This is a genomic window from Paraburkholderia sp. SIMBA_030 (genome assembly GCF_046535245.1).
Lineage (GTDB): Bacteria > Pseudomonadota > Gammaproteobacteria > Burkholderiales > Burkholderiaceae > Paraburkholderia.
In genome coordinates this window covers 1-238 of the sequence record NZ_JAWRXB010001587.1, presented here as the reverse complement: position 1 = coordinate 238, position 238 = coordinate 1, and the positions used below count along the sequence as shown (strand labels likewise).

Genomic DNA, 238 nt, shown 5'->3' with positions numbered 1-238 from the left:
CCCACCGGGTGCTCAAAGCCATCCGCGCCGAGATCGACGCCAACTACCCGGACCGCATGCTCCTGGCCGAAGCCAACCAGTGGCCCGAAGACACCCGCCCGTACGTTGGCGAGGGCGACGGCGACGAGTGCCACATGGCCTTCCACTTCCCGCTGATGCCGCGCATGTACATGGCCCTGGCGATGGAGGACCGCTTCCCGATCACCGACATCCTGCGCCAGACCCCAGAGATCCCCGC

1 protein-coding gene is annotated in these 238 nt (G+C 67.6%); it reads left to right on the top strand.

Annotated features, from left to right (window positions below; translation table 11 throughout):
• Nucleotides 1–238 (top strand): hypothetical protein (locus SB772_RS45360; protein ID WP_410839198.1); only part of this gene is annotated, 238 nt, incomplete at both ends.